The sequence below is a fragment of the Bythopirellula polymerisocia genome, from assembly GCF_007860015.1.
Taxonomy (GTDB): domain Bacteria; phylum Planctomycetota; class Planctomycetia; order Pirellulales; family Lacipirellulaceae; genus Bythopirellula; species Bythopirellula polymerisocia.
Genome location: NZ_SJPS01000012.1, coordinates 59,577 through 84,897 on the forward strand (window position 1 = coordinate 59,577; position 25,321 = coordinate 84,897).

The 25,321-nt window shown below is 52.8% G+C and carries 24 protein-coding genes and 1 tRNA gene; 9 read left to right on the forward strand and 16 right to left on the reverse strand.

The features are described 5' to 3' along the window. Window positions 1-30 precede the first annotated feature (30 nt). Window positions 31-1,080, reverse strand: coding sequence for a ribosome small subunit-dependent GTPase A (gene rsgA, locus Pla144_RS22760; RefSeq protein ID WP_146453008.1), 1,050 nt, complete (start codon window positions 1,078-1,080; stop codon window positions 31-33). 214 nt (window positions 1,081-1,294) lie between these two features. Here rsgA and sucC point away from each other — a divergent pair, with 214 nt between their 5' ends. The 5 genes from sucC (at window position 1,295) to Pla144_RS22785 (ending at window position 6,396) form a co-directional block, all read left to right on the forward strand. Beyond that, the gene (sucC, locus tag Pla144_RS22765) at window positions 1,295-2,479 is read left to right on the forward strand and encodes an ADP-forming succinate--CoA ligase subunit beta (RefSeq protein WP_146453009.1); all 1,185 of its coding nucleotides are present in this window, start codon (window positions 1,295-1,297) and stop codon (window positions 2,477-2,479) included. A gap of 48 nt (window positions 2,480-2,527) precedes the next feature. Further along, a complete protein-coding gene (locus Pla144_RS22770) occupies window positions 2,528-2,908 on the forward strand; it encodes a four helix bundle protein (RefSeq protein ID WP_146453010.1) in 381 nt (126 codons plus the stop codon). Between the two features lie 93 nt (window positions 2,909-3,001). Continuing rightward, window positions 3,002-3,877: a succinate--CoA ligase subunit alpha gene (gene sucD, locus Pla144_RS22775; RefSeq protein WP_146453011.1), complete on the forward strand. Its 876-nt coding sequence runs from the start codon at window positions 3,002-3,004 to the stop codon at window positions 3,875-3,877. Between the two features lie 71 nt (window positions 3,878-3,948). After that, window positions 3,949-5,691, forward strand: a complete 1,743-nt coding sequence (polX, locus tag Pla144_RS22780) for a DNA polymerase/3'-5' exonuclease PolX (protein WP_146453012.1) — start codon at window positions 3,949-3,951, stop codon at window positions 5,689-5,691. A 225-nt stretch (window positions 5,692-5,916) separates the two neighbouring features. Next, on the forward strand, window positions 5,917-6,396 hold the full coding sequence (locus tag Pla144_RS22785; RefSeq protein ID WP_146453013.1) for a DUF4279 domain-containing protein: 480 nt from the start codon (window positions 5,917-5,919) through the stop codon (window positions 6,394-6,396). Between the two features lie 156 nt (window positions 6,397-6,552). On the opposite strand, the gene Pla144_RS22790 is transcribed toward Pla144_RS22785, so the two are convergent. The 4 genes from Pla144_RS22790 to Pla144_RS22805 form a co-directional block, all read right to left on the reverse strand. Further along, the gene (locus Pla144_RS22790; RefSeq protein ID WP_146453014.1) at window positions 6,553-9,795 is read right to left on the reverse strand and encodes an efflux RND transporter permease subunit; all 3,243 of its coding nucleotides are present in this window, start codon (window positions 9,793-9,795) and stop codon (window positions 6,553-6,555) included. A gap of 7 nt (window positions 9,796-9,802) precedes the next feature. Next, entirely contained in the window at window positions 9,803-11,113 is a 1,311-nt protein-coding gene (locus Pla144_RS22795; protein WP_146453015.1) for an efflux RND transporter periplasmic adaptor subunit, read from the reverse strand. A gap of 198 nt (window positions 11,114-11,311) precedes the next feature. Next, window positions 11,312-12,019, reverse strand: coding sequence for a YggS family pyridoxal phosphate-dependent enzyme (locus Pla144_RS22800; RefSeq protein ID WP_146453016.1), 708 nt, complete (start codon window positions 12,017-12,019; stop codon window positions 11,312-11,314). A 52-nt stretch (window positions 12,020-12,071) separates the two neighbouring features. Further along, the gene (locus Pla144_RS22805; protein ID WP_146453017.1) at window positions 12,072-13,916 is read right to left on the reverse strand and encodes a hypothetical protein; all 1,845 of its coding nucleotides are present in this window, start codon (window positions 13,914-13,916) and stop codon (window positions 12,072-12,074) included. 233 nt (window positions 13,917-14,149) lie between these two features. Between Pla144_RS22805 and Pla144_RS22810 the strand changes: the two genes are divergently transcribed. Beyond that, on the forward strand, window positions 14,150-14,920 hold the full coding sequence (locus tag Pla144_RS22810; RefSeq protein WP_146453018.1) for a YdjY domain-containing protein: 771 nt from the start codon (window positions 14,150-14,152) through the stop codon (window positions 14,918-14,920). Window positions 14,921-14,927: 7 nt separating this feature from the next. Here Pla144_RS22810 and Pla144_RS22815 read toward each other — a convergent pair whose 3' ends face one another. Next, window positions 14,928-16,178, reverse strand: a complete 1,251-nt coding sequence (locus tag Pla144_RS22815; protein ID WP_146453019.1) for a PQQ-binding-like beta-propeller repeat protein — start codon at window positions 16,176-16,178, stop codon at window positions 14,928-14,930. Window positions 16,179-16,445: 267 nt separating this feature from the next. Between Pla144_RS22815 and Pla144_RS22820 the strand changes: the two genes are divergently transcribed. Next, window positions 16,446-16,519, forward strand: a tRNA-Arg gene (locus tag Pla144_RS22820). Here the strand turns inward: Pla144_RS22820 and Pla144_RS22825 are convergent. From Pla144_RS22825 to Pla144_RS22855, 7 genes are all read right to left on the reverse strand, one after another. Further along, window positions 16,493-17,728 carry a tyrosine-type recombinase/integrase gene (locus tag Pla144_RS22825; RefSeq protein WP_146453020.1) on the reverse strand — a complete coding sequence of 412 codons (1,236 nt, stop codon included), beginning with the start codon at window positions 17,726-17,728 and terminating at the stop codon, window positions 16,493-16,495. The genes Pla144_RS22820 and Pla144_RS22825 overlap by 27 nt on opposite strands. A gap of 49 nt (window positions 17,729-17,777) precedes the next feature. Further along, entirely contained in the window at window positions 17,778-18,335 is a 558-nt protein-coding gene (locus tag Pla144_RS25235; RefSeq protein WP_146453021.1) for a hypothetical protein, read from the reverse strand. Between the two features lie 218 nt (window positions 18,336-18,553). After that, window positions 18,554-18,955: a hypothetical protein gene (locus tag Pla144_RS22835; protein WP_146453022.1), complete on the reverse strand. Its 402-nt coding sequence runs from the start codon at window positions 18,953-18,955 to the stop codon at window positions 18,554-18,556. 565 nt (window positions 18,956-19,520) lie between these two features. Then, entirely contained in the window at window positions 19,521-20,093 is a 573-nt protein-coding gene (locus Pla144_RS22840; RefSeq protein WP_146453023.1) for a hypothetical protein, read from the reverse strand. Window positions 20,094-20,212: 119 nt separating this feature from the next. Continuing rightward, window positions 20,213-20,506 (reverse strand): hypothetical protein, encoded by a 294-nt coding sequence (locus Pla144_RS22845; protein WP_146453024.1) that lies wholly within the window; start codon window positions 20,504-20,506, stop codon window positions 20,213-20,215. A gap of 15 nt (window positions 20,507-20,521) precedes the next feature. Continuing rightward, complete coding sequence (locus tag Pla144_RS22850) at window positions 20,522-21,214, reverse strand: HK97 family phage prohead protease (RefSeq protein WP_146453025.1); 693 nt, start codon at window positions 21,212-21,214, stop codon at window positions 20,522-20,524. After that, a complete protein-coding gene (locus Pla144_RS22855) occupies window positions 21,207-21,407 on the reverse strand; it encodes a hypothetical protein (RefSeq protein ID WP_146453026.1) in 201 nt (66 codons plus the stop codon). The genes Pla144_RS22850 and Pla144_RS22855 overlap by 8 nt, the downstream gene beginning before the upstream one ends. Before the next feature lie 282 nt (window positions 21,408-21,689). Here Pla144_RS22855 and Pla144_RS24875 point away from each other — a divergent pair, with 282 nt between their 5' ends. Further along, a complete protein-coding gene (locus Pla144_RS24875) occupies window positions 21,690-22,001 on the forward strand; it encodes a hypothetical protein (protein ID WP_197530952.1) in 312 nt (103 codons plus the stop codon). A gap of 101 nt (window positions 22,002-22,102) precedes the next feature. Here Pla144_RS24875 and Pla144_RS22865 read toward each other — a convergent pair whose 3' ends face one another. The 3 genes from Pla144_RS22865 to Pla144_RS22875 form a co-directional block, all read right to left on the reverse strand. Further along, entirely contained in the window at window positions 22,103-23,551 is a 1,449-nt protein-coding gene (locus Pla144_RS22865) for a DNA primase family protein (protein WP_146453028.1), read from the reverse strand. Window positions 23,552-23,617: 66 nt separating this feature from the next. Further along, window positions 23,618-23,836 (reverse strand): hypothetical protein, encoded by a 219-nt coding sequence (locus tag Pla144_RS22870; protein ID WP_146453029.1) that lies wholly within the window; start codon window positions 23,834-23,836, stop codon window positions 23,618-23,620. 142 nt (window positions 23,837-23,978) lie between these two features. After that, window positions 23,979-24,713: a hypothetical protein gene (locus Pla144_RS22875; RefSeq protein WP_146453030.1), complete on the reverse strand. Its 735-nt coding sequence runs from the start codon at window positions 24,711-24,713 to the stop codon at window positions 23,979-23,981. A 396-nt stretch (window positions 24,714-25,109) separates the two neighbouring features. On the opposite strand from Pla144_RS22875, the gene Pla144_RS24880 reads away from it, so the two are divergent. Beyond that, a complete protein-coding gene (locus Pla144_RS24880; protein WP_197530953.1) occupies window positions 25,110-25,250 on the forward strand; it encodes a hypothetical protein in 141 nt (46 codons plus the stop codon). The last annotated feature ends 71 nt before the right edge of the window (window positions 25,251-25,321 follow it).

Genomic DNA, 25,321 nt, shown 5'->3' on the forward strand with positions numbered 1-25,321 from the left:
AGCCCTGGCCAGCCATACCAGCTTGGCGGTTCACCCGTCTTCTCCCCTGCGTCGTCGCTTGGAAGCTATCACCGACTTATAGAATTGACCTTGTCTGCGAGACTCCTGATGTCGCTCATGAAGCGATTGTGCATTGCGTTCTTGCTCGGCTAGCAATTTGAAGTAATTCTTCAATCGCCGTGAATCGAGTTCGCCAAGTTCTATAGCGGCTAGAACAGCACAGTCAGGTTCTCCCTGGTGGGTACAGTCACGAAATCTACAGGAATCAGACAGGGTCATGATTTCGTCAAAGACCTCAGCAACCCCCACCTCGCAGTCTGCCAACTGCAACTCGCGCATGCCGGGCGTGTCGATCAAAAGTCCACCGGCGTCGAGTCGATGGATCGAGCGGGCTGTTGTGGTGTGGCGGCCTTTGGAATCGTCCTCACGAATAGGTTGCGTGGCCAAATTCTCTGCGCCCAGGCTATTAGCCAGTGTAGATTTTCCGACACCCGAGGATCCGACCAGGGCAACTGTCTGCCCCACACCACACCAGTCTTCAAGCAGTCTGATTTGTGCTGTGTCGCGTGCATCGAGAGTTAATACGGAAATCCCACTCTTCGACCGCATTGCCTCTTGCCGCAATGAATCAGGGTTGGCACACAAATCTGCTTTGGTCAGAACGACGACCGGAAAGACTTCTGCCTCAGCAGCCAACGCCAGGTAGCGTTCCAGTCGCGAAAGATTAAAATCGTGGTTGCAGGAACTGACAATAAACAGCGTATCCACATTTGCGGCGATGAGTTGTGATTGGACTTTCTCCCCTGCAGCCTTTCTGGTGACTAGTGATTCGCGCTCGAGTCTTCGTATGCCGCGCAGCGTGGTCGGTTCCAGCAGTAACCAATCTCCCACGGCAATGTCACCGCACGGCGAGATCAATCCGGTTGGCAATGAGAACTCCTCATTCGCAGCCATGCAGAGAATGGTACTGCCGAAGTGGGCAGCAACACGCACTACCAGCATCTCATTCGACTCGTCGGTCGACAACTGTCTCTCGAAACAAGGCTTCCAGCCTATTTCTTTCAATCGAGGGGAATCCATATAGCTGGGCTCTCCGGGAGGCGGTTTGACAAGGTAAGACCCATTGCATGCAAGTGAGGTTCACGCTGCTCGCTCGTATGAGCAGTTTAAAGATTAGCCCTGAAAATGCTGCAATCCCACAAAAATGAACAATCCACGAACCCGTTGACCACTCTCCACCGACGGCGCTATACTCGCCGAACAAGCTCATGTCTCCGTTTGGAAGCAAAACACGATGAAAATTCACGAATATCAAGCCAAAGAACTTCTACGCCGGGCCAAAATCGCTGTCCCCGAGAGCATTGTAGCTCGGACCCCTGCTGAAGCGGCGGCAGCCTTCAAAAAGCTCAATGGAAAAATTGCCGTCGTCAAAGCCCAAATCCATGCCGGCGGGCGAGGCAAGGGGACAATCAAGTCCATTCCCGAGCAACGCGGTGTGCAACTGGTCAAGTCGGCTGACGAAGCCGAAAAGGTTGCCAAGAACATCCTCGGCAACGAGTTAGTCACCATTCAAACAGGTCCCGCGGGTAAGGTGGTTAACCAGGTACTCGTCGAGTCAGGGTGCGATATTGCCCGAGAGTTGTACTTGGGCATCGTGATCGATCGCGCTGTGGGCTTACCTGTGCTGATGGCCTCCAGCGAAGGGGGAATGAACATCGAGGAGGTTGCCGCCAGGACTCCTGAATTGATTTTCAAGGAGCACTTCGATCCCGACGCTGGCTTGCAGGCATATCAAGTTCGCAAGTTGTGCCACAAACTCGGTATCAAGGGTGCAAGTGTTCGTAGCGCTGATTCGTTCATGCGCTCCCTGAGCAAGTTGTTTGTCCAGCTTGATTGCAGCCTTGTGGAGATTAATCCATTGGTAGTAACAGGTGCGGGCGACCTTATTGCACTCGATGCGAAGATCACCTTCGACGACAACGCCATGTTCCGGCACCCGGATCTCGCCGAGCTACGCGACATTGCTGAAGAAGATCCCGCCGAAGTCCGAGCCGGCCAAGCGGGGCTGAGCTACGTGCAACTTGAGGGCAACATTGGCTGTCTGGTCAACGGGGCAGGGCTAGCGATGAGCACAATGGATCTCATCAAGCTACATGGCGGCGAGCCAGCCAATTTTCTCGATGTGGGTGGTGGCGCCCAAGTCGACCAGGTAACCGAGGCCTTCCGAATCCTGCTCGCAGATAAGAATGTAAAGGCCGTGCTTGTCAACATCTTTGGCGGCATCATGCGTTGCACGACGATCGCCAACGCGGTACTCGAAGCCTACAAGCAAGTCGGCTTCAACGTGCCACTCGTCGTGCGACTCGAAGGGACCGAGGTCGCCGAAGGCCGCAAAATTCTCTCGGAGAGTGACGTAGACATTATCTCGGCGATGGATCTTACAGATGCGGCCAACAAGGTCGTCGCTGCCGCGGGATAAGCAAGGTTGTAAGTAGTAGGTCGTTAGTCGTTAGTTAAAGAATTCGATATGAGAAACTTTCGACAACTAGAAGTTTGGAAGAAGGCATACGAACTGACTCTCGAAGTATATCGCTTAACTTCTGATTTTCCGACGACCGAACGGTACGGGTTGAGTTCCCAGATGCAACGTGCTGCTGTCTCAATCGGAGCGAACCTTGCTGAAGGGTGTGGTAGAGAGACGGACGCAGACTTTAGAAGATTTGTGCAAATGTCAGCAAGCTCGGCATGTGAAGTTGAATACCATTTACTGCTCTCAAAAGATCTAGGATTGATTTCCGAGGAAGTGCAAGCAAGACTTGATACAAACATTAATGAAGTCAAACGAATGCTTGTCGGGCTAACACGCTACCTTGAAAAGGAATCTTCGAATACCTCTCGAACACCGTGAAGAATTCTACGCAGCTAGCAATCATTCAGTAACTGTTCTCTAATAAGCGCTTACAACTAACTACTTACTACTAATGACCAACGACTAAATCTTATGAGCATTTTGATCAACAAGAGTACCCGCGTTGTCTGCCAAGGCATTACTGGCAAGGTGGGCGAATTCCACTCGAAGAACTGTCTAGAATACGGCACCAAGCTGGTCTGCGGTGTGACGCCCGGTAAGGGGGGCCAAGAAGCGCTTGGGTTGCCGGTTTACGACACGATGCTTGAAGCCGTCGAGGAGCAAGGTGTCGATGCCACGATGATCTTTGTCCCGCCCGCATTCACCGCTGACGCCATTCTGGAAGCCGTCGATGCCGGAGTGAAGGTCGTGATCGCTATCACGGAGGGCGTACCTGTGGTCGATATGGTGCGAGTATATGACGTGATTAAGGATCGTGACGACGTTCGACTCGTTGGTCCAAACTGCCCTGGTGTGATCACGCCCGAAGAGTGCAAGATCGGTATCATGCCTGGCTACATCCACAAAAAGGGTTGTGTTGGCGTGATGAGCCGTAGTGGCACGCTTACATACGAAGCAGTGTGGCAACTTTCGGAACTTGGGCTGGGTCAGTCCACTTGTGTTGGACTGGGAGGCGATCCGATCGTAGGCACGTCATTCATCGATCTGTTGAAACTGTATCAGGCTGACGGCGAAACCGAAGCGATCATCATGATGGGTGAAATTGGCGGCACCGCCGAGGAAGAGGCCGCTGCATTCGTAAAAGAGCACGTCACGAAACCCGTGGCAGCATTCATCGCGGGTCGCACGGCTCCTCCCGGCAAACGTATGGGTCACGCGGGAGCAATTATCTCTGGCGGCAAAGGAACCGCGGAAGAAAAAATCGCCGCCCTCGAAGATGCCGGCATCGAAGTGGCCCAAAGCCCCGCTGACATGGGGGCCGCCGTAAAGCGAGCAATGGCGCGTTAATCGAAAATAGTCGCCTTTCGCTCCGCGAAAGTAGCGCAGCTTTCGCGGAGCGAAAGGCGACATAATGTTTTATGACCAATCAAGAAATCGCCGCCGCATTTGAGCAGGTTGCCGACCTCTTGGAATTTCAAGCGGCCAACCCGTTTCGAGTGCGAGCCTATCGCAATGGAGCCCGCAAGATCATCGATCTTGGCGAGAGGGTATCCGAAATTATTGCTGACGAATCTCGTCGATTGACCGATCTGGATGGTATTGGCAATGACCTGGCCGAGAAGATCGAACAACTGGTCACCACGGGTCGTCTGACACAACTTGAAGAACTTCAATCCCAAGTCCCCGCCACGGTATTGGCCATGCTCCGTGTGCCGGGTCTGGGGCCAAAGAAGGCGGCGGTGCTTTTCAAGGAATTGGGAGTCGAATCACTCGACCAGCTTCGCGATGCCTGTGAAAAGCAACAGGTTCGTGATCTAAAGGGATTCGCAGCGAAGACCGAAGAAGCAATCCTCAAAGGCCTCGCCATCGCCGAGCAGGGGGACAAGCGGACCAAGTGGGCCGAGGCGGATGCAATTGTCGGTGAAGTGATGGAGCATCTGCAAAATGAAAAGGGCATCAAGCAAATCGAGCCAGCGGGAAGTTACCGTCGAGGCTGTGAGACTGTAGGTGACTTAGACTTTCTCGTCGAAGCTGCTGACGTAGATGTGGTGATGGACCATTTTGGCGAGTTTCCAGGAATCTCAGACGTGATCGCCCGTGGCGACACAAAAATGTCGGTTCGTCTGGCGAGCGGGATGCAAATGGATCTCCGCGTGGTTCCAAAGGAATCGTTTGGTGCAGCGCTGCAATACTTTACCGGATCAAAGGCCCACAATGTGGAGCTGCGCGGTCGGGCTAAACAACGAGGCCTCAAAATCAACGAATGGGGAGTGTTCCAAGTAGAAGAAGATGGCACGGAGACTTATCTGGTCGGGCGCAACGAAGCCGAGGTCTACAAAGCCATGGATCTTCCTTGTTTTCCTCCAGAGATACGTGAGGACCGGGAAGAGTTTCAGTGGGCCGAGGCCGGGAAACTTCCCAAACTCTTAGAACGCTCCGACATCCGCGGAGATCTCCATACTCACACGACCGCAACTGACGGTAAAGCAACGCTTGTCGAAATGGTGGCGGCGGCGAAGGAGCGTGGCTTGGAATATATCGCCATCACGGATCATTCCAAGCGGGTAACCATGGCGAATGGCCTCGACGCTAAGCGGCTTCTGGCCCAGTGGAAGGAAATCGACAAGCTCCAAGAGAAACAGGATTCCATCAAGATTCTCAAAGGGATAGAGTGCGACATCCTTGAAAAGGGAGGCATGGACCTCCCTGACGACGTCCTCGCCCAGGCCGACTGGGTAATTGCCAGTGTGCACTACGGCCAGAATCAACCCATCGAGCAGATTACGGAGCGGATTCTGGGGGCTCTAGAAAACCCGCATGTCGATATCATCGCCCATCCCACTGGGCGGCTAATCAATCGCCGCGCGCCGTATGCAGTCGACATGGACCAAGTGTTCAAAGCCGCTGTCAAACACAAAAAGATGCTCGAACTCAATGCCAACCCGGCACGGCTAGATTTGCATGATCAACACTGTGCGGCCGCGAGAAAATTGGGAATACCCATCGTGATTTCCACAGATGCCCATAGCACCGCCGGGCTCGATGTGATGCGCTACGGAGTGTTACAGGCGCGTCGTGGCGGTCTGACAGCTAAGGATGTGGCAAACACGCTGCCGTGGGAGAAGTTTGCGAAGTTGTTGAAGGGGAGAGGTGGGCAATAGGACAGGAAAAAAGATGCCCCGAGTGTTTCGGCATTTCACGCCGAAGGCATTTCAGAGTCCGGCTACATCTCTACGTGATATACACCGACGCGAGTTTTCGGTCGTTCCGAAGGTGTTCGAGTACAATACAATCGAGCATCCGTTACTCCATCTTCTAAAAACAGAAGTGGATTTAAGGTACAATTATCGATTCCTATCACAAGTTTTGTCTTGCAATTTAATGACATGCCAACTCGCTACAGATCACGAGTAACCACAGGGCTGAACGACTACCAGTTTGTCGCGTCACTTCATGTCCAACATCCTTCCGTAGACCCCGATGAAGTGACGGGCACGCTCAAGCTGGATCCCAAAAGTATTAAGCGGCGTGGTGAACGGCGACACAGACCCGACGGTGGGCTGCTCACCGGCACCTACAATGAAAATCACTGGAGTGCAGATCTAGAAATCGTTTCCGGTCACGATGTGTCAGAATTCCTAGAAGATCTGATCGACACGCAAATATCCCATGCAACGAACTTGACCCGACAAATAGACTGCACCCATGGGTCTGTAACAGTATTCATCGGCGTTTTCGCAGTCGGACTCTGTGACTTTGAAATACCAGCATCAACATTGAGTCGACTTGGCAAAGCTGGTATTTCTGTCCGCCTCGACTACTACAACGGCGTAGGCAATGGTGATAAAGATGACAAGGCAAAATAAACGGATGTGAGCGAGCTTGCATAGGCCGGGCTGGCTCACTTTACGGGGCTATTGTAATTCGCGGCCACGGTATGTGTAGGCAAAATCCTGCTCGGTTTTTACCCGCTAAATCTGGGAATTCGCCCGTTACATTTACGTCGCGCTCTTGAACTGATTTTAAGTCACTCTGATAGCTTGCTTGCCTGTAGCCTTTCGACTGGCGAGTATTCCAAACCCCGTCCGCAAGCTCTCAGGAACCGTGTACGCCAGGCTATAGCACACAGGTATCACAATCAGCGTGAGTACCGTTGCAAACGCCAGTCCAAAAATGATCGCTGCCGTGAGCGGCTGCCAAAACTCTGCACCGCCCGAGATGTTCAACAGAAGCGGTAGTAAGCCACCAATGGTTGTCACGGTCGTAAGGAGCACCGGTCGCAGTCGATTCATGCCGGCTTCTACCAGTGCTTCGCGTAGAGGCAAGCCACGTTCACGGGCTTGATTGGTAAAGTCGACCATCACGATGGCGTCGTTGACTACGATGCCCGTAAGAGCCACCAGTCCAATGAATGATGCGAGACTGAAGGGATAACCTAGAAACCACATGCCAATCGTCACACCTATGAAACTCAAAGGGACGGTCAGCATGACAATCAGACTTTGCCGAAAGCTGTTGAACTGCGTGACCAGAATAGCAAAGATTAGCACGACACCGAGAAGCATGCTGCGCACGAGGTAACCGAAATTCTTATCGCGTTCTTCATTCTCGCCAGTGAATTCGGCTTTCACTCCCTCGGAAGGGGTGGTGGGTTTGCCTAAGAACACCATGGAGTTGCCTTTGGCAGGACGGAAGCCAAGTTCCGGAAGAATCTCTTCTCGCAACACTTTGAAAACATCGTCGGGCAAAGTCGGTTTTACCACATCGCACTTGGCGACAACCGCTCGATCTCGCTCATATCGGTTAATACTGAAGAGACTAACATCGTTGCGAATGTCGGCGAGTTCAGAAATCGAAGCCTGACGGCCATCTGGAGCGGAAACCATCAAACGCTTGAGGCTGTTCGGATAGCGTTGATACTTGGGGGCCAATTGCAGACGCAGGGTCACATCTTCGTCGTCGAGAGTCAATTGAATCTGAGAATCACCGGCGATCGCTACCTGCACGGCTTGCGCAATCTGAGCTTCGGTCAATCCATAGAGTCCCACGACTTCGGGCTTTGGCTCAATAATCAATTCGGGGTTGTCGTCGCGATAGTCCGTGGAAGCATCCACTGTACCGCGCATCTGTTTGAATCGATCTGCCAAGAGCTTTCCTAGGTTGCCAAGTTGTTCGAGATTGTCCCCCGTCAGCCGAACAGCGACATCCGATCCTCCAGGGGGACCATCTTCGATTTCCTTGATAGAGTATTTCATTCCGGGCAGCGGGCGGATTTCACGACGGAGATCGTTGATCACTTCCTGCTCGTGTATTGAGCGATCCAATGGCGATAACAGATCGACCATGACTTCGCCAAACTCCGGGCCAGACGCTGGGTCATTTTCTATGCGTGTTGCAAGTCCTCCCGATGAGCCAACTGCGGTGACATAGTGCTGCAGGATACCAAGCTCCTCCCACTTGCGGAGGGGTTCGGTAAGCACCTTCGAAGCAGCAAGTGTTTCCTCGATACTGTAACCAAGGGGAAGTTCATACTTGATTCCAAATTGCCCGCGATCGCTAGCGGGAAAGAATTCAAAACCAAGTTTAAAAAAGAGATGGGTGGCGCTAAACAATGCGACCCCCGCTAAGAGGATGACGGCAAAGCGATTGGACAGTGCCATTTGTAAGACGCCTGCGTAGATTCGTGTCCACAGCCCAAGATTGGGTCGCACGCGCGTCGCATCAGGGTGAAAACTTGCTGATTCCCCTTTAGTGACAGCCGCGAAAACTTCAGATTCGTCATGGACGGGCTCGCGCTTTTGATACCAACGCGCAGCAAGTGTCGGCAAGATAAAGTGATCGACCATAATCGATCCAAACAAGGCCACGCTCACTACTTTGGGCATCACTCCCATGAAGTCACCCATAATGCCTGGGACTAGCAGCATGGGCAGAAATGCGGCGATGGTCGTCAAATCGGCAGCGATCACTGGCATGCCAACTTCCTCGATACCAGTCTTGGCGGCAGTCACAGGATCTTCGCCTCGCTCAATGTGGCGATGGATATTTTCGGCAACGATTATCGCTCCATCGACGACCATTCCCAAGGCGAGAATAAAACTGAAGACAACCATATTCGAGACTGGTATGCCGACGAAATACAGAAAGACCAGTCCCACTGCCGAGCTAAATGGGATAGCAAGCAGTACCAGAATCGAGATCCTCAATCCCATCGACCAGGCGAGAATTACGAGCACCAACAGTGCTCCAAAGAGTGCGCTCGATCCCAGTACTCGAAACATGATCCAGATTTCTTGCGATGTATCTCGGGAGGTCGTGAATGTGATATTAGGATACTGCTGCCGCAGATCATCGACCAAGGCATTGACGGCCCGGGCAGCCCCCAGCGTGTTGATATTCGATTCCTTGTTGACAATGATCGTGGCACAATCCTGGCCATCGAGTTGGGCAATATTCAAGAGTCGGCGGTGCGAATCGATGACTTCCGCCACATCGCTAACGCGAATCACCCGACCACCTTCGCTGGAAACAATCGCCTCTTGAATGTCTTTTACTCCGCGAAACTTCGATTCATTGCGGATCGTGCGGTCGACATTTCCCGTATCAAAAGAACCGGCAGGGACCTTCGCGTTGAAATCCAGCAGCGCTTGCCGGAGAGAACGCAGCGTGAGTCCGTACTGCGTCATCAAATCGGGATTCACATTGACATGAATCTCGCGCTCTTTGCCGCCAAAAAGCTGAGTATTGGCGATGCCATCGACCGTCGAGATTTGCTTCTCGACTTCTTCGGCGATCTGTTTGAGTGCCCGGTCGTCAAATCCAGGAGGCCCAGCAAGGGTGACCAACATCAATGGGGCACTTTCGAAATCGATTTTTCGCACATCGGGTTGCACCTCACGACCGAGAGGTAATTCATTGCGTATACGGTCGATAAGGTCTTTGACTTCCCGTTTGGCTTCGTCTGGATCAACTCCATCAAGAAAGATTACCTGCGTGATCGAAGCTCCCCGCAAGCTGGTAGACGCGATGAAGTCGACGCTTTGTAATTCAGTGAGCGCCTCCTCGACCTTCCGGGCGATCTCGTTCTCCGATTCGTTGGGTTGAGAATCGGGGTAAGGAATCGCCACCAGCACGACCGCCTTAGAAATCGCAGGGGTTCGTTGCACGGGTATCAGAAACGCTGCAAACAAAGCCAGCAGCAAAACCATGACCGTAGCCACTAGCACAAAGCGGGGATGATCGACGGCTTTGGCACTGAGTTTCATGGCAATGCTACCGTTCCGAAGGGCCGCTAGTCGTGGGTTGCGTCGAAACTGCTACGGCAGGTGGGACGCTGGGAGAATCAACAACGCGAACCAGTTGGCCATCAGATAGACGATACTGTCCGCGAGTGATCGCATTTTCCAGATCGACCGATTCGGCTGGTACGACGATCCGAGGCCCTTGGTCGACCCATTGAGGAAGTTCAATTTGACGAGCCCGATAGACCTTGGCCGATCCCAAATTCCAATACAAGACCTCCATATCGGCACGCTCTTGCTCAACCGAAAATAAGTAGGCACGATGGGCTCGAAAAAGAACGGCAACCTCGGGAATCGAGTATCCACGAACCCGGTTTGTGACTACGTCGGCAGTCGCGACCATACCAGAACGAAGATGGTGATCTTCGTTCGCAAGTTCGATCTCCACTGGAAAGAGACCGGTACGTGTATCAGCAACTTCCGGAATATGGTAAACCTCGCCAAAGAGTTCAGGCCAAGAATTGCCAAAGCTGTCTGTCCCTTCCAGATGCACGCGTGCCCGGAAGACACATGCCTCAACATCGGTTGTCTGAGAGGCATTCTGCCGACATTCGGCAACTTCGCGCTGGCGATTTTCCAGTTCGCGAATTTGCGATTCGGGAACATCGACTACCAACAGCACTTTATCGTCTTGTACCAGTTCGAAGACTATTTGATTTCCGCCTACCGATTCACCAGACTTTATCATCCGCTTCGAGATCGTGGCATCGACAGGCGATGTCAATGTAGCGTCTTCAAGATTTTTTACCGCAACTTGGAGTTGGGCTTTTGCCAGAGCCACTTCCGTGACGAGTCGTTGAATCTCTGCCGCAGAAAGTGCTGACGGACTGTTCACACGCACTTGCTGAGCCCGCTCGAGGTCGGAATTAGCTTGGGCAACTCGCGCCGCTGCTTCTTCCTTGCGAGCCACGAACACGCGGTCATCCATGAGTGCAAGGATCTGACCGGCCACGACCCGGTCTCCTTCATCAAGAGGTTTGCCAGCCGCATTCACGCCGAGTTGTAAAACTCTGCCGGGGACCTCAAAACCGACCTGATAGATTTCCCAAGGTTGTATCTTGCCAGCATAAGTGGAATAGATTTCACACGTCTCCACTGCCAATGGCTCAACGGCCACGGGTGCCTTGGGGATGGCGATAGCAGAAAGTGGCCTCGTAGCAGCTTCCATGTGAGACTCGGCCATCTGCGACTTAGCGCTAAGTTTCCACATCACGATTGCAGAAAAAATCGTCACGACGATTAGAATTGTGTAGTGAAGAATGCGTTCGGTGAGGGCCTTCATGAGATACGCAACAATTCCTATCGACGGGACAGATTCCTGAGGTGGGATTGGGCGACCTGAAGGCCGGCGGTGCTAGGAATCGCAAGGTTAGAGCTGAAGTAAAGGTACCTACATAATAGGTAAGAATCGGGACGGCGGCAATCCTAACAAACCGCATTTAGGAGTAAGCAAGTAACTTGCTTTCGAAATAGTTTCCCCTCAAGGCGCAACGCCATCAAATAGGCAGGAACCTACGCGAACCATAGTGGCACCAGCTCGAATCGCTGCCTCAAAGTCCTGACTCATCCCCATCGAAAGTTCCGGCAAGTGGACCCCAAGAGGACACTCTCCCAGTGACTCATCACGTAGTTCTCGCAGTGCCGCAAAATTATTTTCTGCCACGGCAAGGCCTCCCTTCAAGGCAGCCATGGTCATCAATCCACGAGCTGAGACATGCTTCAATTCTGGAAGGGATGGTAGCAACCTACGCAACTCGTCTGCACTGAGTCCATGCTTAGCATTCTCGCCGGTACAGTTCACTTCTAGCAAGACACAGGCGGTGAGACCCAGTTCCTCGGCACACTGGTCAATCGCTTTGAGGAGCCGCCAGCTATCGACACTGTGAATAAGTTCCACCACTGGTAGCGTGCGGCGAACTTTGTTCCTTTGCAGATGCCCGACCAGATGCCAACGCGCGCTTGCAAGCTCCTGAGCTTCCGCTTTCTCCCATAGTTGTTGAGGACGACTCTCCCCAAGATCGATGCAACCAGCGGCCAGTAGGGCAGCCGTCTCTGCGACCCCCACGTACTTGCTCACTCCAATGAGTTGGATCTCGCCGGGGTCGCGATTGACTGAAGTTGCCGCCTCAGCAATTCGTTCTCGAACTCGCGCAAGATTGTCAGTGATAAGTTGAACTGTGAGGGACATGTCTCCATTCTATCTCACACGGAGTCATTGGAGGAACCGACTACACCCCGTTTCAACCTTCTACTTGCAACAACTCCTCTACTTCGCCTCCCGGAGCCAAGAAACGACCGATGAGATATTCCACAGAAGTATTTTGTCCCAGCACGGTCCGATTCGCAGGCGCAGACAACGAACGATAGATGAGCCACTGCGACTTGCCGAATTGGGCCCGATAGCCTACGGCCACGTCGTGGGGCTGAAGCTCCAACGCCTGGGCCACAGCAAGTTGTCTCCAAGTACAGGGCTTGCCAAGTCGAGACGGATCGAGGTCGATAAAGAGTGGACAGGCAAGCCGACGTCCAGGCCGATCTTGCGAGAGCTGCAGTTGGTCCCCTACTTGCTTGAGCTCCCCAATCCGAGGATCAGTTCGCCACTCGGGAAGCGCCAATGGAAGTACTCGCCCTATAGACTTAATGGCCTCGAGTGTCCCGTCGCGGGTTTCGGCTTCGGGCTTGAATTGAATCTCCGCGCCCAGTGGCAAGCTGAAACGGTGCTGAATCGCGTCACCAGGCGTGTCGAGCACATTATCCGCCAGAAGAAGGAAATTGTCGTCGCGGGCCAGCAGTATTTGCCGTTCGAGACGTGCCCCATGCGAGAGGTCAATCGCCAATTCCAGATAGTCGACATCCTCATCGCTAAACCAGCAGGTTTGCTCCCAAACGCCGACCGGCTCAAGCTTTTTACCGCCCGACATCGTCTCGGTAGACCAAGTGCCAGCGAGCAATCGCTGCGTGCCCACCCAGACGTCGAGCTTCAAATCTGGCGTCGCGTAGTCAATCGCCACTACCGGTGCGCTGCGGCTATATTCTGTCCGCAAAACGGCCAACCCCGCCCATTCGCATTGGTACGAAGTTTCGGGGACTTCCTTGCCACTTTTGCCCGAGAGATGCTTGGCAATTTTCTTTATAAACATATCCAGGGCAGCAGTCCGATCCGCCGAATTGCCGCCTACTTTCAAAACGGCTTCCAGGAAATCTGGTGACCAGCTGGAAGAATTTTCACTAGCGAGTAGAGGTGCCCCAGTTGAGCAAGAGAGCATCAAAGAGCGGGCAATTGCGTAATGGAATTGCTCCTCTGCCTTCTTGGTCCATGGACGTTTCTTCATCGCGCTTCCCATCGCACTACAGCGAGTCCAACTGGCGAGAAATGCACGAAATTCTGAGAGGTGGCTCGCACGAGGCAACCCCTCCCCATTGGTGAGCTCAATCAGGCCTTCGCTCAAGGCATCGTGGGCGGACTTGCGTAGTTTGGCAAGCGGACGCATCTCGGGAAACAAATAGGCAAGCGTTAGGGGCAGTTCTCCAGCCAGTAGCTGATGCACCAGGCAACTCTCGGCAGGCATCTCTGCATCGATCTGCCAGTCTTCCATGCAGGCGACAATCTCACCTAAGGCATCAATCAGGGACCACCAAAAATCTTCCTCAACACTCGATACAACGCTCGGCAGGAGATGGGCCACTGCCAGACACTCGATGGCAAAGTCAACACTCTGCGGCTGCGCGTTTGTCCCCTGTAGCCACCGCAGCAACACGTCCCCAACCGCTGATTTGTTAAGTTTCCCTTTTTCGATTGAGCGAGCCAGGAGTTGCAGCAACTCAGTCGACAAAGGCTCCAGGTGAAAATCTTCCAAACCCCAAGCGAGTGAACTTACCTTGGCCGAGAACAAAGCATCGACTGTACGTGGATTTCGACGCCTGCTTAAGTGGCTAACCCAGGTCTCCCAGTTATCTTCAGGAACAATATTCTTCGGAGCGGAATCGCTCCAAAAGTTAGCACGCCGTGCTCGCGATGAAAAACTTTTGGACTTTTCTTCTTTGCTTGAAGCCTTTGCGTTAGGTGACTCAATGGTTGTTGACATGCGGCTCAGAGTTCCTTTTCAAGCTGGCGGTGCATTGTTTGACCCCCCTGTGGGTGGTCGCCATTCTACGCTCAGAACTCAACTCCATCACGGGGGGTAAGCAAGATTTCTGCTAAGAAAGTAGTGAGAGACAAACGACTCAAGAACCACTACAATTCAATTTACTCAGATCGCTCCCGTAGCTCAGGGGACGAGTATTTTGTGAAATTCTGATTTACGGTGAGGAGTGTGGAATGTCGAGATTTTCGGTCTTCGCTTGTTTTGCCGCCTGCATTATTGCTCTTCAATCTGATCTCCGTGGCTGGGCCCAGGAGGATGACGCAACGCTGGAAGGTCCGGTCTCTGGCAGCAACCCGCATTTTGACCCCCATACGGGTGCGCCACTCCCCCCCAAACTCCCTCCCCCGGAAGGAGCCAAGGCTTTCCCCAAGCCTGATGTCCTCTGGATTGATGCCAAGAAGAAAAAAGTCTATGTCGATGGCTACGTCTCGCTCCGTGAGGGGATGCTCGAGATGTTTGCCTGTCCCGTCGGCACGAAGGAACACGAGTCCGTGGTCGCGGTCTTCAGCCGAGCCCAGACAATCCACGCCGCGCTGCTTGCCGTGGGTGCCAAGGTCGGACATCCCGTAAGCTTTCGCCCTAAGTTTCGCCCCGCTGCAGGCACAGAAATCGACATCGAGGTTCGCTGGCAAGATGACAATGGAAAGTGGCAGACTGCAAGAGCCCAGGATTGGGTAAAGGATATCAAGACCGGCAAACCCATGTCTCAGCCCTGGGTTTTCGCCGGCAGCGGGTTCTGGAAAGACGAAGAAACCGGCCGAGAATACTACCAGGCTGAGGCGGGCGACTTGATCTGCGTATCAAACTTCTCCACTGCCACGCTCGATATTCCCATCGAAAGCAGCCAGGCAAACGATGGCCTCGTCTTCGAAGCCAACACCAACCAAATCCCTCCGCTAGCCACCCCCGTGCGACTGGTCCTCACCCCTAAGCTGAAGAATTAGGATGCTGTCACTCCCCCTTCACATCAAAGCAAAATAATAATTCCTGATCGCGCAGATAAAGCTTCCCGTTGGCTATCACCGGGTGCGTCCAGATTTTTCCCTTTGGCTTGCGAAGTTCCGTCTGCGGCTCAAGCGTAAATCGGCCATGCTCTTCCCAACCATCAGCGCTGGCCGTAATGAGCACTAATTCTCCCTCATCTTCGCCGAGGCAATAAAAGCGTCCGTCGGCATACGCAATCGCCCCCTTGCCCAGCGCTTCGCGCTCTCGCCAAACGAGCTTGCCGGTCTCGTGATCCTGACACACCCAGCCTTTGCCATCGCTGTAGCCAAAGAGATGACCATCGCGCAGAATTACGCCACCATGGTGATTTGTCATGTTCTTATTCTCGTAAACGACTTCCGCATCATTGCCACTAAGTCGAACGAGCACACAGCCCGCCCCGTAGCCAGAGGTCGCATACACCGTATCGTGAGAGATGATGGGCGTCGGAATTACCGCGACGTTGCCGTTCCAAGGAATGGACCACAGCCCCCCTCCATTTTCAGGATCAACTCCCACGAGTTCTTTATAAAGCAGTTGAACAAGGATCGTGCGTCCATCATGTTTCATGGGCATGATCGATGAATAGTGGGCGACATCCACATAGTCTTTCGATTGCCAAAGCAGGTCACCCGATATTTTATCGAACGCAGCAATTGCACCTTCCTCGCCGCCGGGAGTACAAAACACAGTATTCCCCAAAACCAACGGCGACTCGCTGTATCCCCAGACTGGAATCTCCCCCCCCAGGTCCTGCATCTCTTTTTGCCAGACAATCGAACCATCGTCAGTCTGCAAACAGTAGAGCGTCCCCGTCGGGGTCAGGACGTACATGAAATCTCCGTCCACTGTGGGAGTGGAGCGTGGTCCGTTACCCCAATCATTCTCGAATGTGGACCCCAAGGGACTTTTCCACAATTGCTCCCCCGTTGTCGCATCAAGGCACAACAAGTGATCGGTCCCCTCGAAGGCACCCAGAATATACAGTTTGTTCTCCACGATCGCGGGACCAGAATAGCCAATCCCACAATCCTCAAACAACCAAAGTCGCTGGGGTCCACCTTCTGGAAACTCTTGAATCAAACCTGCCTCAGTTGAAACCGCATCCCTCTGGGGTCCTTGCCACTGTGGCCAAGGCCCCTCGGCAAGCAGATCACTACTGCAACACAGTAGGGCACAAGCAAAAATCAAACTTCTTAGATCCAGGCGGAGTGCCATGGGAGGTATCCTCGGTGAGAAAATAGGCGGGATAGTATCAAAGAAAAAACGACCTCGAAACAAACGTCATTCCCGCCTACGCCGGAATGACCTAACAATCGAAGCCACCCTTGTATACCTTCCCCCTGAGATATTTCCAAGCCGAACTCGATCTCCTGACTCCGGACCCTCAGCACACCCCACTCAACCCTCATTCAGAGCGTCTAGACGAATTCCGCCCCGCTGTGTAGACTGGCTGGCTTGCGAGAAAATCGCATTTCCTATCGCGCACCCGTAGCTCAATTGGATAGAGCATCGGACTACGAATCCGAAGGTTAGAGGTTCGACTCCTCTCGGGTGTACTTCTTTTTAAGGCTTTTCTGAGTTTCAGCTTCATCGACTTTACCTGAAACTTTACCTAGCACTTTCCACAGCTCAGCTGCAGTGCTCTCAGCACTCTGGCCCACGTAATAATTCATCGTGGTGTTGATGTCGCTGTGACGCATCAGCTCCCTCAACACAGTGGGCATCACTCTTCGACTCCACCTGTTGCCAAAAGATCTTCGCAGATCGTGAGCACTGGCACACTTGCCACGCTCTGGGTCCACAACCACGTTGGCTGCTGTGCCGATGCTGGCAATGGTCTTGCTGGCCAGCAGTGAATCTCTTCGCATGGGCTTGCCATCTTCACGCAGTGGATTGAACACAAAGCCACTGTCTTTCTGCTTTGGCGAAAGCAGCTCCACTGCCTCTGGTGCCAGGGGGACCAGCTGCACTTTGCCAGACTTCTGGGAGTCAGCTTCAAATGCCAGCACTGACTTGTGCCCATTGAGAATGACACACACCCCTCCAGGCTGCTTGTCCCATCGCAGCGCCATGGCTTCAGAGATTCGCAGCCCTGAAGACCACAGACCACGCAGCAGCAGCTTCCAGGAGTCAGCAGCTGGCTTGCCAACCACTTTCTCAGTTGCGGTCAACATGCGGTCAAACTCTTCCCCGGTGATGGGCCTGCCCTTCATGCGATTGGCTCCACTGGCTTTCTTTGGCATGTCGAACTGGGGGAGCTTCAGGAGCAGGTTGTGCCTGTGTGCCCATCGTGCAGCTGCTTTCAGGTGTCGCAGGTGCCTTGCCACGCTTGCTTCAGTTCTCTTGGCCTTGCGACTGGTCTGCTTGTCTCCAGTGCCTCTGGTGATCGTGTAAGGCTTGCGTAATTCTCTGGCAAATCTGGCCACTCTTTCAGTGGTCAAGTCAGCCAGATGCTTGGGATTCGTCAAAGACTCGAACGCTTTGAAGGTGGAAAAGTAGTTGGCTGCAGTGGTGCTCCGCATGTCAGACATCCCCTCCTGTTGGAATCTTTCACAGAACTCTTCCCATGTGACTCTTGAACGCTTCTGATACCTCCCCTCACGCAGCTCAGCTTCCCACTTGGCAGCAACTCTCTCAGCTTCTCGTTGCTTGGTGGTGCCTGCACTTCGTGCCACCTGCTTGTTGGTGAATGGGTCCAAGTATCGCATCATCAGATTCTTGCAACTTGCATACTTCACAACATGCACTTTAATCAGCTCTTCCATTTCAATTCTCCTATGACTAGGTGGTTGGTTGGTTGGTCGCGCCACAGCTTCAGTCGATCAGCATCCAATCTCTGATGATGCTGACTTTGCCAGTGGTGGCGATGGTGGCCTTCAGATCTTCAATGGGTTCTGGCAAAATCTGACTGGAATCCGTTTCCAACAGCAGGGCCTGATCCTGCACCTGCACATCTGCTTTGATGTTGGTCTGCATGCCTCTGGTGACATCTTCCAGCTGCTCTTCAATGGGTTCTGGCAGCATTGAACTGGAGTCCGTTGCCAGTTGATCAGCACCCGCAGCTGCGATTAAATCGCACCTGACATGCCCATGAATGCACCCTCTGCTGGCAAAATCAGCCTGCGAGGATGCCCCCAGAATTGATGCTGGTGCCTGATTGGTGTTCTGACTCATATCAGAAAGCAGGCTCTCAGATCGTCGATTTGCTGTGGCTTGGTTCTGGCACAACTGGAATGGCCACCACTTCCACTTCTGCGAATCTTCCAGCCCGCAGCTGACGCTCACGATCAGTCCAGCTGTCTTGGATCTTCCAGCACAGCTCTCTGATTTGCTGCTCTGTGGGATCTGGTTCAAAGATGTCTGGCGTTGCAATTGGATGCATGACAACTCCCTTGCTCTGTGCTTGGTTGTTCTGTGAACTGGTGCCCTGTGAACCGGTGGCACTGGATCTGCCTGCTGGCCAGCCTGTTGGCCAGCCTGTTGGTGCAACCAAGATCCTACCACTGATGCTGCCACGATATAGCACAGCACCCCGATGGTGGTGATCACAACTGGTGTGACTGATCCAGCTGCAACCAAGATTGGTGTTATCATAGCTGCACCCCCGTTGCCATCATCCAGACCAGAATGATGGCTGCAATCTCCAGCAGAGACTCAAACCGGGGCAAACCAAGATCCAGGGGTGGATCATACTTCACCACAAAGGGGGACCAGCTGCACTTTGCTGGCTTGGCAGTGTTGCAATCCGCTTGCAACACTGGTGCCATCTTCATCAGCACAGATGGCTCTTGTGGATAGTATTTGATCCTGCAGGCATCTGCTGGCAGACCAATGAACTGCTCATCTGCAATCCATTTCTCAAAGACTTCAGGCTCCACCAGGGTGATGCTGCCACAACGAAAGTGGGGCGCTCCACTGCGAACAATCAACAACTCTGCTTGCTCAGGTTCCAGATCATACCTTTGAGCGAATCTATCGACTGATAGAAACATGAGAATTCCTTCCATGTGCCAGAATGGCAACGAACAGTGCAGCCCTGCATTGGCGTTGTCAGGTGGAGTCAGTCCACCCTCGGTCCTTGCGGATACCGAACACCCGCGCAGGGCTGCACTCTTTTTTCTGACTAGATTTGACATGAAGACTGACTTACTTGGCCCCCAGAGGGGCGTTGCTTTGACACCAGTATTCTGGCTGAGACTGGTGAACGCTGCAACTGCACTGGCCAACTGGCAACGGATGCCAGTTCAATTCTGCACAGACTCTACAAAACAAGCACTTTCCTGAAAATTGACTGCGATTTAATCGCACCTGCCTTGCTCAGCTCAGCCTTGCTCTGGCCCCTGACCTGCTCAGCTCTGCCTTGCTCTGGCTGGCAGGGAGAGAGTGCTCTGACTTACCCAATTTGAAAATAGTGTGTGAATAAAAGTGGCTCGCTCGTCTGCTCCGCAGCCCCCGATTGGGGTCTTTTCCAAGAACCTAACTGGGGGGGGGCCAGACGACATGGCAGCAGCTGGCTTGGAGTTATTGACCAGCTGCCACCAGTCGCGAGCTATGCCTTCACGCTTCGATTGGCCAGCACTCCAGTTGGCGTGCTCTCAGCTTCTCTGACTCTGCATCCAGACTTGCCAGCTCTGCCCTCAGTTCTCTGGCTTTGCTGCTGTTGGCAGTGGCTCTGTCTTGCTGCAGTGTCCGCAGCTGATTGCCCAGAGTCATTCGCTGCTCTTGAATCTCAGCCAGCTTTTCTGAAGTCCATGCTGGTGCGCTGTCCATTAGGCGCTGTTCGATCCACTGCTCACGATTGATCTGGCTGACAGTTGCACTGAGTTTAATTCGCAGCGTGTTGTGCTTTTCATTCAGCTTGCGTGTCACCTCATCAGCCTCTTCTTGCAGAGCTTTCATCTGGGCTTCCAATTGGTTGCACTCAGCGTGGGCTTTGCGACATTCAGCCAGGGTTTCGAGCTTCTGTTTTCGATCTTGGTACGTGGCGATGTCTGCTTCCAGCTGTTCAGCTGACACACCAGCCGCCTGCATGGCTTGCTCAGCTTCAGCTGGTGAGACTTTCTGATCTTCGCCAAGTGCAGTCACAATCTCACCATAGCTTCTTTGTGCAGCTGTTCTGCTCTTGGTCAAGGATCTCTTCAAAGTTGCTAATGCACTCATCATTCACTCCAGTTCAAAAAGTGTGTTGGCATTGCTGCCAGGGTGGTAAATCATTCAACAATTGTCAGGTGCTCTCAGGTGCGCTGGCTTTACCTTGTTTGCAGGATCAAGCCAGCCTCCACCAGCTCTTTGATCTGCCTAGTCGAGAAGAAAGGCTGCCCCTCTCGATAGAATGCAATCGTCAAGTGAGCCTCCAGGTTCTCATACCCAAACCGATTCAGATCAGTCAGGCTGGCGTGCGTCTTGGCAAACAGTCCAGAGGTGTTTCTGCTCTCTGGTGTCTGGTTGCTCTCTGGTGTGTTGGTGCTCTCTGGCATGTTTTTGCCCTCTGGTGTCTGGTTCTCTGGCATTTCTGTGCCCTCTGGTGTGTCTGTCTGTTTCATGGTTTGCTCCTTACTTCACTTCGCAAAAAAGCTGGTGTCGCTGGACGCCTTCGCAAAATAACTGGCACCAGCAACTGGTGGTGTCTGCTTCTCAGCAGCTTTGATCTTTGCGTCTGCGTCAGCCCCAATGGATGTCAGTGAAAGTTCTTGAATGTGATACTCGATGCCAAGTCGAAGACCATATTTTCCCGCTTTCCAATTCCTGTTGTTCAGACCACCAGACTGATGGGGCGCGATCCACGTTGATTTGGTGACGACATAACCAATCGAGCAGTCAGTCAGATCACCATTCATAATCATGCGATAGGCATCTTCTGCAGCTGCCAGTCCAGGTGTCAGATGCATGGTCGCAACCCATTCACTGCCACGCCGCGCGAAGGATCTGGCAGAGCCGACTTGATTGGCGATGCTGTGTCGCAAGTGGTTGTCCAAAAGTGGCACTTGCTGGTTCTCTGGCAGTCGCAAACCTTCAGCCAGCAGAATCTCTTCGATCACCTGCCCAGTTGATCGATCAAACACCAAGCATCGACGCTCTGTGGCTACAGTTGCACGAACGATCATGCTGTCATCTTGCAGAGTTGCTGCACTGGAAGAGCCTGCCAGCCTGTTGTTGGGGTTTAGTGTGCTGCTGCCCTGCCTTCGTTCGCAGGTGATCGAAGCTGGCAGATGCAAGATCTGCATGGTTTCTGTGGTCGATTGTTCAGGCATCTTCAGTCTCCAAGATTGGGGGTGTGCTGCGACACTTGTTGCAGCTTGAATTCTTCTTTTGTCCTGCCAGCTCGCTGGCTTTCATGACTTTGGGAATCGCACTCAAGATCTTCTCGACTCGCTTCTTGCGGCCTGCTCTGGCCTTTGAGTATCGATCATCGAACGGTAGCAATCGCTGTCGCTGTGTCTTCATGATCGTGCCTCTCTGATTTGCTGCTCAATGGCTTCTCTCAGATCAGTGGTGAGAGAGTTGCTTTTGGAAAGCAGCCAGCACAAGTAATCCTGTGGCACACTGCTCAGCTGCTGGCCTTTGTGCTTGCCGAAAGTCAGACGCACCTGCCAGCTGTCTCTCAGCTCATCACAAAGAGGGTTGTGATGCTGCCTGCCAGAGCACCATGCACAAGAAGTCACTTCAGCTCTCGATGCTGTCAGATAGGCTCTGTCAGCCCCTGAGAGCTGTGACCAGAAGAATTCATTGTCATCAGTGTTCTCTGGTGACACTGGCTCGCACTCGGTCGCACTCGGTCGCACTGGTTGCGACTGGTTGCGACTGGTTGCGACTGTCCGCGATAACGTCCGCGATAACGTCCGCGATAACGTCCGCGCAGTGGTCCCCGATGGAAAAGCTGCTCTTGATTCATTTTCTTCGAGAATTGCAGAGCTTTTTGGCTCTGGTGTCAGCCAAGATGGCCCCCAGCAGTCCTCCACGTCCGCGACGTCCGCGATGCTCGACATGTTTACTAATACTTTATCAGATGTATTCATTGTTTTTTCTACACACGTATAGTTGTAAAGTAGTGGACGTCGCGGACGTCGCGGACGTCCTACTGTTTTCATTGGGTATTTTCCGATGCATGCAACTATGACGTCGCGGACGTCGCGGACGTCCTACTGGCACTTCAAACCAATTCCCTCATAGACTCTTTGGCGCTTTCCATCAGTTCCAGGTCGCACTCTGCGTATGCTTGTCTCTGCTGCAAACAAGTCTCTTCCAAAGCTTTGGGCATTGCCTGCCTGCTTCTCCCGTCCCTGTATGCGACACCATTGCTTCCACGCTTCAAATAGGTCTGCGATGACAACAGACTCAGCTGGTGAGATTTCACAGCAGTCTTCGATGAATGCTGAGACTGGAGACGCCAAGTCTGCCATTTCAGTCAGTGAATCCAGTGCTGACTCTGGCTGAATGAAGTAGCCACGCTGTCGCAAACGCTGCCAGCCTTGAATGGCCCAGAGCAAGATTCCAGGTAGCTCACCAAGCAGCTTTTCTGTCAGGGATTGATCTTCTCTGCCATAGAAACTTTGCGTGGTATGCAAGAGAACCACCCTGCTGACCACTGCTGTGCTGGCATCATTCAACCGGGGCAGCTCATTGCTGATCACAACGAATCTTGTTGGCAGCTTGCAGGTCACTGCAGGTTGAAACTTGCGGTCGATGGTCTGTGCATCTTCACCACTGATGCTCAAAAGCCTCTCGACAATCACGCCTTGATCTGGCCTGCCTGACAGCCTTGCATCACTGATGATTGCCACAGACTTTCCGATCAGTGGTGCCAGCCCAAAGTTGGTTGAGAGTCCCGCCAGCGTTGGTGCTGAGATATTGGCTTCACCAACTACCCCGCGAATAATTCGCGCAATGGTTCCCTTGCCACTTCGCTTGGGACCAACAACCATGAAGATCTTTTGCTGTCTTGTGTCGCTAGTCAGCAGGTAGCCCATCAGCTCTTGCAGTGTGTCGATGCTCTGCTGGTCATCGCACCACTGGGAGTCAAGAAAATCCAGCCATGTTGCTGGTTTTGGTGGGTCAAGATCCAGGTCAAAGTCAGTTGCAGCAGTAGTGAAGAATCGAGGTGTTGCTGCCACAATCGATGGCTGGCGATTGGTGACAAACGATGGCAAGTGAATGATTGCACTTCGTGTTGCCAGGCACTCATCAGGATCGAATCCTCTTGGTTTCTCGCCAATCCACGTTGGAGAATCAACAGATCCAGGTAGCATGATTTCTGACTTGACGTGCTCCAAAACATCACTGACGTTGCTGCGCCTGATGCCTGACCAGCCTTGCTTAAAACTCTGCACCAGTTCAGATCGAACTTCTTCAACCAGCGCTTCCCGATAGCATCCACCCTTCCACTGCATGAATGTGCCACGATGAAACTGCAGACATGACACACCATCGCGCTTGTATCTTCGGAGAAAGGCTGCTGCAGGGTCTGCAGGATCTGCTTTGCTTGCTGGCTGCTTTGGCAAAGCCAGAGAAAGATTCTTCGTTGGCTTGCCATTAGCTTTGGCGACACCAACTTCTCTTGCCTCTGGTTGTTGGGCTGTGCTAGACTTCATGTCAGTGAATCTTTCGTGAAGTGGTACAGCTGCCAACAAGCTGTGCCACTTTTTTTGTGGAATGGATCAGACAATCTTGCCATGCTCTGAAACGTAGGTGAGCCAATCGTGACCCAACACGAAGTGCTTGCGCCCAACTTTTCGGACAAGCAAACCATTTCGTCTGGCTTCACGCAGTGCATGTGCACCAAGATTGTGAAACTCTTTGAGGTGGTTCAGGGAATAGACAGCATCAGATCTGATGCAACCAACTTCAGCGTTGGAAAGAATTGCATGGTTTGCCATGGGATTGGTGCTCCGCAGTTGTGTTTGGACACATGGTTCAAAGACACTTTGAACGACTGCAGGGCAACTTAGCACACTTTTTCAGAAACTAGGTGTACACTTAGTGCACACTTAGTGCACACTTAGTTCACCAATTTGGCCATCAGCTTGGTGGCCTCTGGTAGCCACGATTATTGGTTGCATTGAATGCGACCAGGGTGCCATTGGCCTTCATCTCTCTAAGTCTGTGCTTGGCTGTGCTTTCACTCAGGATCACTTCAGCGGCTGATGCTTTGTCAAGCAAGTCTTCCAATGTCTCCACAAAGCCATGCTCGTCGATGATGGCCAGGATCTGTTCAGCAGTTTTAGTCAGCCTCACAACTGGCAGTGCAGGTGCAGGCTCTGGCACCTGTGAGACTTCTGTCTGTGAGACTTGTGACTGCAAGTGCTGACGCTCTTTGAGTTTGCGTCTGCGTTCAATGAATGCTGGCCACAGAATCATTCTTTCATAGATTCCTGGTGCATAGTTGGGATTCTCACCATTAAGCCATGCTGCCAAGTCGGGATCTTTCCGCATGATGCTCAGTGGCATTGGCTCATCATTGCTCAGATCTGTGATGCTCTTGTGGATCTCATCAGCTGCATGTGCCACGCCAGAGAATTCACGCTTGAGTGCTGCTGCAGCTCCATGCTCAGCCTGATACTCAGCCAGCAGGGGGTCACTGCTGGCGATGCAAGAGCCATCTTTGCGCTGATAGCCAATCTTGCCCTGAGAGTCGAGACAGAAAGTCAGCTTCCCTTCAGGTGACCAATCTAAGAATGGCAACTCTGCCTGCCAGTCTCGATCTGCACTGGTGGACTGCTTGCCCTGCTTGGTGGCTTTGATTCGTTTCGACATGTTGTACTCCTGTTAGACCAACCCGCCTTCACTGGTGCTCTCACAGGAGTGAAAGAGCAACCAGTGAAGGCTGACGCAGGGAGCTACCCTGCTAGTTGGCTGTGCTTTACCTGAAACTTTACCTGAGACGCGCCAGAATCATTGTGACTGTCTTCAGCTTGTGAATGACAATGCCTTTGGTTCTAGTCTTTCGTAGTGTATTCCGATGGTGTGCATGTGTCCAGTGGAGACTACGAATCCGAAGGTTAGAGGTTCGACTCCTCTCGGGTGTACTTAACCTAACTCCCGCCGAAATAAGAGTTTCTGTTACCTGTCGACGTTCGACAGTGCGGCGTTTCCCAAGCTTCAAAAACGGTACATTCCGTTTTTGGAAAAACAGCTAAGGAGACCTGCATCATGCCGTGGTCGAACAATCATCTTCCTAAGTACCGCAAGCATCGTTCTAGCGGACAAGCCGTCGTGACTCTCAACGGTCGAGACAGTGTGAGCGTCTCGAAAGTAGGTGTGAAATTTGCTCTAATTCTGTTGTGCGGGTAAGTCTTCCTATTTTCCACATTTCTAGGAGTCGATCATGTCCACATCTCCCCAGGAATCTTTGGACATCAACG